The sequence below is a fragment of the Natronomonas sp. genome, assembly GCF_046483325.1.
Lineage (GTDB): Archaea > Halobacteriota > Halobacteria > Halobacteriales > Haloarculaceae > Natronomonas.
This window is the reverse complement of record NZ_JAWODL010000032.1, coordinates 1-8,020: the sequence shown is the minus strand read 5'-3', so window position 1 is coordinate 8,020 and position 8,020 is coordinate 1. Positions and strand designations below refer to the sequence as shown.

Below are 8,020 nucleotides of genomic sequence, written 5' to 3'. Positions count from 1 at the left end.
ACACACGGGCCCCGCGATTCAGATCGCCCGGACCACCCAGCGGTTTGGGTGATGGACTTGCCGGTGGTGGACCACCACGGGGGCGAGATGGCCGCTACGGTGCTGGACATCCTGTCGCAGACGGAGAACCTGCATGTGGAGACATCGTACGACGCCCAGACCGCTCGCCACCTGGTGACCGACGGCAAGCGGGCCGGCGCTGTGATCATCCAACGGCGTCGGCGTACCGCCGTCCGCCGGCCGCCGAAACAGCGTATACACCGTCTCGCGACCGTACGAAACGCCGAGGTTATAGAACACGCCCTCGTCGCGGTCGTAGTGAACGTGAGCGAGGGTGAGGTCGCTGTCGAGCCCCGCGGTGAGGTCCTTTCGACCCGTCGTCTCGAGCGTGTCGGGATCGAACGTCAGCGCAGTCGGTGACTCGGTTATCGCCGCGAACTCGTCGCCGAACCGCTGGACGCCGATGACGGGGTTGTCGGGGAACGTCCCGTCGAGGACCTGTCGGATCCGCGTCCAGAGGGGGCGGTCGGGCGGCGTCCCGGGAAACGGGGTCCGGACGCCGCCGTTGCGCTCCGCGAACTCGTAGTCGCGGCTCCCGACGAACCGATTCGCGTACGTCACCTCGCCGTCGTCGATCCGGAACCGGCGCAGCATCGCCAGCGGATCGAACCAGTGACGCAGCCGCGTGTCGCCGGCCTCGAACTGCCCCGGACCGTTCCCGACGAGATCGCCGGTGAGCCAGTCCGGAAACGACCCGTCGACGGAGAGGCGTTCGTTCTCGATTTCTTCGCGCTGCGTGCGGAGTCCGGCGCGGTAGTCGGTAGATGCGTTCACACTGCACAGTACGGCCGCGCGGGCCTATTACCATCGGTTTCGTGGACTGACAGGACCTCGCGGACCTCCGTTCGGCGAGCCGGAGGTCGACGGGACGGTCGGAACCAGCAAAGGGCCGCTCCTCGCGACTGATACGCGGTACGTGCGCGGCACGACCGTCGGAAAAACACCGGCTCCGTCGAACTCCTCGGCGGGTGAGACGGTCTGACCTGCCGTGAGCGACAGCGAGAGAATTACGCGCACCGAAAGCGCGTGACGTGCAGCGACGTCCCACGGGGGCAGAGAACCTAACACGAAAATAAAACGCTGTCCCTGACCCGGCGAATAGTACAAACTATTTGTATATAAATTAACTGTTATTCTGTCATACAGATCTTTCAACACGCGACATTCAGAGACCAGCCGCGCGAGACGGGAGTTTCGGTGGAATCAGATTTCAACAGAGCCGCGCCGAATTTCGGTCCGCAGATGGGTTCCGAGGCGGTCTAATGACCCATCTCGGGAAACTCGTCTTGATACTCGCGCACCAGTTTGAGCAGCGGTTTGATTTCGTCGAATTTCGGGCCACGGTCGATCGTGTCGGTCGATTGGTCCCACTCGATATAACCCGTGTCGGCGAGTTTCGGGAAATGGTGGTGACGAAGTTGGATCGTGAGAACGTCCGGCTCGTCTTCGCTGGTTGTGAGGGCGCCGGCAGTTAGCTCCGCTTCGCTGCGAGGAGTGTGTTCGCTAAGACGGAGGAGAACTCGCCGCCGAAACGGATGTTTCAGTATCTCAAACATCTGGTTGAGTCGATAGCTTTTGATCGGATCAGCCGCTTCGGGCGACTCGGCCATACTCTGACAGGAACACGCTAATACATAATCTTTTCATTTTAGCCCGAATTGACATTTGAAAAAGCAAAGTTACGTCGTATTTTTATAGACATATTAAAACAGATTGCCAGTACCGAGCGGCAGTCGACGGTTACAAATTCGAATTTTTCAAGCGGTGTTCTTGCTCTGTTTTATTGTGAACGAACCGTCCCGTGGTCCTAGTCCGCGTCTGGACCCGCCCGTGGATAGAAGCGGTCCCATGGTTGGACTTCGGCCTCGGAAATAATCTCAGAGCTGTTGATCGCTAGGCCCAGGTCCGCCAGATCGTTGCGAATCTCTTCGACCTCTCTGACCGTACCGGCGACAACCTCGACGTGTGAATTCCGTTCGCCTCCCAGCAGTTCTCGGGTACTCACCACGCCCTGAACGTCGAGAGCGTCTCTTGTCAGCGCCTTCAGCTCACTCGGATTGACCGTACAGACGAACAGAACATGGAGGGGGTAGCCCGCTTGTTCGTAGTTGATCTCGGGGTGGTACCCCTGGATTACGTTATGTTCGAGTTTGTCGAGGCGATTGCGGACCGTCGTGGAAGTCACGTCCACCTTTTTACCAATCTCCGTATCGGTCTGCCGGGCGTCGAGTTGGAGTTGATGGAGGATACTCCGGTCAATATCGTCGATCGGATTATTGTCCATATTGTACTATTAGGGGGGCGCGAAGCAAAAATCTGAGCGGACCGACTCTACCGAAACGGTTAGTATGTGAGATGCTCTCCCCCGAATCGCTCGGTGTAGAGACTGACACCCCGGTATAACTCACGTTTGTATTATAGAGAGGCATATGATTACTGTGGTATCCTTGTCGTAAGAGAGTGTTTGGGATCAGAGGGCGTGTCTACTCTTCGATGGTTCTGGCAAGATACTAATTCACTAACATATTTTGACCCGGTGGCGGTCGATCGGGGGATTCGCGTGTCGATCCCCGTCGTTGAGATGATTGATGTCTGTCAAGACTGCCGTGCGCACAGGGGCCGTATCCATCACGAGAGGCGGCTGGTCGCGCTGGGGTATCCATTCGTGACCCGCCGCCTCGGAGGCGTCCACGCGGATATCTCCTCCGCGGGGCACCTCCGCCTCGTCGCCCTCGGGTCGGTGGTGTTCCTCGCGGTGATCTTCGGCGGTAGCTCGGCGCTGGCCGCGGTCGGCCCGGTCGCGATCGACGCGACGCTCTGACTCGCTCCGGATAACGACGTCGACGGCGAGAGGCCGTCGCGAGAGCGGGTCGTGCGAGAGTGTCAGACGGAACGTCGGGAAACCTCGGAGCGTGACCCCGAGAGAGTTTACACTTGGAACTCACGTGTCCGATCCTCCCGGGCGGACCACAAGGTGAGAACGACGATGACGGCGAAGAACACGACAACGACGCCGACGACCGCTTCGCCGGGCAACCCCAGAATCGACGCCGTCTGCTGCCACGCCTCTTCCGGTTGATAGGCGGTGACACGCGCCGCCCACGCCAGCAGGAGGACGGACAGTAAGGCGAGATAGGATCGACGGAGCCGATGATGCAAGGCGCCGCGAAAGGAGATCTCGATCGCCGGCTCCCGAAGTTCCTCTCCCAGTTCGTCCTGCCAATCGGCGTTCGGAGAATGCCCCGGAGAGAAGGCTTCGGCGAACAGGTTCCGCTGCAGCTTTCGAACGCGATGGCGCCACGCGTCGTACTCCCGATACCGGTTGGCTTCCATCAGGAGGAACGTCGTGACGCCGATGACACCAATGAGGATGACGTAGTGGGGCCGATTGTCACCGGAAAAAGCCCAGGTGAGCACCGCCGCGACGATAACGACTGCCCAGTTCGTCGTCTGATCCAGCCGAGCTCTCCAGGTGGTCGCCCGGTCGATTTCCCCGCGGTAATAATCGCCTGCGAGCGAGACGTACGCCGACAGGTCCCCGGCTATCCGTCTACCTACGCTCTGGCCGTTCTCGGAGCTATCCGCTTCGAGCTCGTCTTCAGACATGATTTCCAAATTTCGTGCGCAACCGTCTTAATAACCGGTGGGACTAGAACGCCGGTACGCGTCGCTAGCAGATTGATTCATATATAATAGGATCGGATAAACCGAAAAAGGCCGTGTAACTGGTCGGTGCTCCGAGCTGTCACGGTGACCGCACCGACGGCGTCGAACGTCAGATCGGCGAAGGCGACGGAGCTGACGGCGAACCGACGGCTCAGTTCGGCGGGCGTGAACACGTCGAGATCGACGACCTGTGCCGTGGTCTCCGCGAGAATCCGTGCGAGGATTACTTGGGTGATTCCGCAGAGCGAAACGTCTTTTTTCAGGGGGTCGAGTCCGGCTACTCGCGTGCGTTATCGTCGTCTGAGATCGCGGTCCACGCGGATATCGACCGGTGTTTGCCGGCTAGCCGTGCGATCGTCGGAGCATCGAGAAGTCCGTCTTCAGTCGCGATGCCGTGAATCAGATCGGCCGGGATCCGCTCGAAGATCGGGTTCGAAACCGTGACGGCGCACTCACCGTCGTACACGTCAGCCGAGGCTCCTGACTCAGAGACCGGCTCGTCCGCGTCCGTGATTTTGTCCGTTGTAGCGACGACGACGACCGGGACGTCGTTGGCGAGTGCCGCTACCGCGAGCGGGTACGAACCGACCTTGTTCACCACGTCGCTGCTCGACAGGATTCGATCGGCGCCGAAGAGGACGCACGAGACGTCACCCTCCCGGAGCCGCCCCGGAAGTGCAGCGTCGGTCGTGAGTGTCACGTCGAGGCCGGCGGCGGCCAACTCCTCCGCCGTGGTAACGCCCTCACGGGCCGGCCGCGACTCGCCGACGAGCACGGACCGACCGGTCCGGCGGAGCGTTTCGGCCACGGTTCCCGACCGCGACAGCGTGACGACCGCCCCGCTAATATCGGTGATCGCGTTCGCGGCCGCCTCTGCCGCTCGCAGGTCGGCATCGAGAGCGGCGTCGATCGTGTCTACCGCACGGTCGTGGACGGCGTGAGGTGTCGCGGGCGCCGAACTCATCGTTCGATCGATGCGGTTCTGAATGACGACCATGCTCGGACGGGCGGTTCGCAGTTCTCTCGCGGTGGTTCTGACTCGCTCGAGGCCATCGGCGGCCGTTCCAAACGCGATCTCCCCGGCCGTATCGCGAACGACCTCGAGTGCACGGAGGGAGAGCCACGTGGCCCCGTGGCTGTCGTCCGCGCGAACGGTTTCGACGTCGGGGGCCACGCGGCGGTAGCTCTGCCACAGTCCCGGAGCGGTGTCACGATCCAGCAGCGCCGTCGGCACGACCCACTCGCCTTCGTCTGGGGGGTCGTGCAGGGGGTCGTCGTGTCCGATCGCCTCGAACAGGAACGGGAACACGGTTTGGTCGGTTCCGTCGTCGGAGATCGCTAGCGGCTCGCCAGATCGAAGCAAAGTGAAACCCTCAGCAGTCGTTTCCCCGCGAAGCACGCGCCACGCAACGTCCGTTGGGTCTTCTGAATCGGGGCGGAGCGCTCCGTGAGGAACCTCAAGCGGACCTCGGGCCGAACTAGCATCACCGCCGCGTCGACGACAGAACACGGCGGAGCGATGTCGGACGAATATGCGAACGACGGCCGTCATTGGCTGTCGGTTTGCGGCTAATAGATGGTAGTAGTGTCGGCGGCCTCATAGGCGTTAACCAACAATCTCTCGCAAGCGATTCGAATGTTGGTTAAACACGCGAGAATCGCATCGTAGGACGACCTCTCGGGCTGTACGTCAAGCACTCGAACGGTGCGTCGAGCTCTCGGACCACAAAACGAACTCCCCATCCGAATATCGAGTGAGGCGACGTCGGGGGACCCGGAGGAAATCGGGCGGAGTGTGACGACCTCGATTCGGGATGGTTACTCGGAGACACACACCCCTCTATCGATGTGTTCGCTCCGGTATCGATGTGTTCGCTCCGGTATCGATGTGTTTGCTTTGCTATCGAGATCACACTGAAGGGAAAACAGACCTCGCGTTGAAAGCGTAGTTGAGCTCCATCGATAGCCGGAGTTTCGCCTCGACGGTGATACCGGTCAAGCGTTGAAGACACACACCCCTCTATCGATGTGTTTCGGGTACTGGCATCACGTGGAGTGAGGGGTGTGGGATATCGCTGGTGTCGTCGTATTCGCCAAAAACCGATAGGAGACGCCCGTATATACCCGTGTAGTACAGAAGACGGCCGTAAGAGTTCCGTTGCCATTAGAACGACAGATAAGACGCTACCCAAACACATCGAACACATCGATAGAGGGGTGTGTGTGTTGTTTGGTAATAGAATGAAAGAAAAGAAGAGAAAGAGAGTGCGCTAGAACCGACAAAGAGGCGATATAACGTGGTTTTGGCGGCTTTCAGACGTCTCACGGCGCTTTCTCGCCTCGACCTCCCCGACTGACCCCCACCCCCAAAACACATCGAACACATCGATAGAGGGGTGTGTGTCTCCCACTCCGTGAATGAGAACACATCGTCAGACGCTGGCGGACTTGCTCTGGGTAGTCGCCGATATCGGCTTAATAAAACCAGCGTTCAATCTAACACGGCGAATCACACTTCGATAGAGGTGCGAACCTTTTTCATACCGGCCGGTGTCTGCCGACGTATGGGTACTGACGACTCCGATGATCTCGTTGATGACCCGGGATCGAAGGAGGGCGAGACTACGGCTCAAACCGATCTTTCGAGTGCGACCCGATCTGAGTCGTCGCGAGATCCCTTGTCATCCCAGGCGTCCGAGGACAACCGGTCGTCCGAGGACGGCCAATCATCTGACGACGGCCTATCATCCGACGACGACAGGCCGTCCGACAATGGCCTATCATCCGACGACGACAGGCCGTCCGATAACGGCCTATCATCCGACGACGATCAGTCGGTCGACGGGACAGTCGAGAGCTCTCCGCAGTCGATCGAGGAGATGCTCCTCGAGTTCGACGAGCAGAAAGGGCTCATCCGTGACCGATCGCTGCTCGATCCCAATTTCGTCGTCGAGGAGGACCGCATCGTCGGTCGCGACGCGCAACTGCAGGAAGTCACGAAAATGCTCCGCGTCGCCCTCGGGGACAACCGCCCGCCGAACCTGTTCCTGTATGGGCCTTCTGGGACGGGAAAGTCACTCATCACGAAGGCGGTCTGTAACAACATTAGCCGGATCTGTGACTCACGGGACATTCGATTCGGGACCATCGAAGTGAATTGCCAAGATCTGGACACCCTCGGAGTCGCAGTCTACGAACTCGCTCAACAGGCCGCCGACGAGGCCGGCGTCGACGTCCGGGTTCCGAAACACGGGGTCGCGACGAAAGAGAAGTGGGACGAACTCTACCGGATCGTGAACGAGAACTTCGATTCCGCCGCGTTCGTCCTCGACGAGTTGGACATGCTCGTCGGACGGCGCGATAAGCAGGAGCCCGCGTTTTCTCGACTCCTGTATCAGCTCTCACGGGCCGGAGCGAACGACGAACTGAACGCGTATATCTCGGTCGTCGCGATCTCGAACGACACGAAAATGATGGAGTCCGTGGGAAGCCGTGCGATCAGTTCGTTCACGCCGGAAGACGTCCATTTCGACGATTACGACGCGAATCAGCTCCAGGCGATCCTCCGGCGACGGCAAGACGCCTTCCACGACGACGTCGTCGACGACGACGTGATCCCGCTCGCAGCGGCCTTCGCAGCGCAGACGCACGGTGACGCCCGGAAGGCGATCGACCTCATGCGAGTCGCCGGTGAGCTCGCCGAGCGCGAGGGCGACGCTCGCGTTCGCGAGCAGCACGTGCGAGCCGCACAGGCGAAAGTGGAGAAGAATCGGGTCCTCGAGGTCGTCCGCGGGATCAGCACGCAGAAGAAGCTCTGCTTATACGCGACGGCGGCGGTCGCCGCACAGACGAGCGACGGGACGGCGCGGAGCACGACGGGGTACCGCGTGTATCAGTACCTGACCGGCGCGATCGACGCCGATCAGTACCATCAGGAAACGTACGTCAACAAGATGAAGGAGCTGACCACGTACTCGCTCGTCGACTTCGAGCGGCGAAGTCACGGCCCCAGCTCGGGGATGTTTCTCGAATTCCAGTTCGGCGAACGGCCGGAGACGATCCTCGAGACGCTGCGCGAGGACTCTCGAATGGAGATGGTTTCCGAAGACGAGGTCCAATCCGTCGTCAACGCACAGATCCGGAACCAGACGTAGCCGGACCCGTTACTCGTCGGAATACGACGATTCGCCAGACACCCCTCTATCGATGTGTACGGGCTGTCTGTTGGCAGTCCACACACGACGGGACTCGACAACCTCCGACCTGCGTCGCGGTTCGACACACCCCTCTATCG

At 60.3% G+C, this 8,020-nt stretch carries 7 protein-coding genes; 2 read left to right on the top strand and 5 right to left on the bottom strand.

Annotated features, from left to right (window positions below; genetic code table 11):
- Nucleotides 1-18: 18 nt before the first annotated feature.
- The 3 genes from R6U53_RS09595 to R6U53_RS09585 all read right to left on the bottom strand — a co-directional run bounded on the left by R6U53_RS09595 (nucleotide 19) and on the right by R6U53_RS09585 (nucleotide 2,344).
- A complete protein-coding gene (locus R6U53_RS09595; RefSeq protein ID WP_410322144.1) occupies nucleotides 19-834 on the bottom strand; it encodes a carotenoid oxygenase family protein in 816 nt (271 codons plus the stop codon).
- Between the two features lie 485 nt (nucleotides 835-1,319).
- Nucleotides 1,320-1,670, bottom strand: a complete 351-nt coding sequence (locus R6U53_RS09590; protein WP_410322143.1) for an ArsR family transcriptional regulator — start codon at nucleotides 1,668-1,670, stop codon at nucleotides 1,320-1,322.
- Between the two features lie 197 nt (nucleotides 1,671-1,867).
- Complete coding sequence (locus R6U53_RS09585; RefSeq protein ID WP_410322142.1) at nucleotides 1,868-2,344, bottom strand: Lrp/AsnC family transcriptional regulator; 477 nt, start codon at nucleotides 2,342-2,344, stop codon at nucleotides 1,868-1,870.
- Nucleotides 2,345-2,725: 381 nt separating this feature from the next.
- Here R6U53_RS09585 and R6U53_RS09580 point away from each other — a divergent pair, with 381 nt between their 5' ends.
- Nucleotides 2,726-2,881 carry a hypothetical protein gene (locus R6U53_RS09580; RefSeq protein WP_410322141.1) on the top strand — a complete coding sequence of 52 codons (156 nt, stop codon included), beginning with the start codon at nucleotides 2,726-2,728 and terminating at the stop codon, nucleotides 2,879-2,881.
- A gap of 107 nt (nucleotides 2,882-2,988) precedes the next feature.
- Here the strand turns inward: R6U53_RS09580 and R6U53_RS09575 are convergent, their stop codons facing one another.
- Nucleotides 2,989-3,666, bottom strand: a complete 678-nt coding sequence (locus tag R6U53_RS09575) for a DUF2270 domain-containing protein (protein WP_410322140.1) — start codon at nucleotides 3,664-3,666, stop codon at nucleotides 2,989-2,991.
- 337 nt (nucleotides 3,667-4,003) lie between these two features.
- Complete coding sequence (locus tag R6U53_RS09570) at nucleotides 4,004-5,089, bottom strand: translation initiation factor 2 (protein WP_410322139.1); 1,086 nt, start codon at nucleotides 5,087-5,089, stop codon at nucleotides 4,004-4,006.
- A 1,201-nt stretch (nucleotides 5,090-6,290) separates the two neighbouring features.
- Between R6U53_RS09570 and R6U53_RS09565 the strand changes: the two genes are divergently transcribed.
- On the top strand, nucleotides 6,291-7,880 hold the full coding sequence (locus R6U53_RS09565; RefSeq protein ID WP_410322138.1) for an orc1/cdc6 family replication initiation protein: 1,590 nt from the start codon (nucleotides 6,291-6,293) through the stop codon (nucleotides 7,878-7,880).
- Nucleotides 7,881-8,020: the final 140 nt, after the last annotated feature.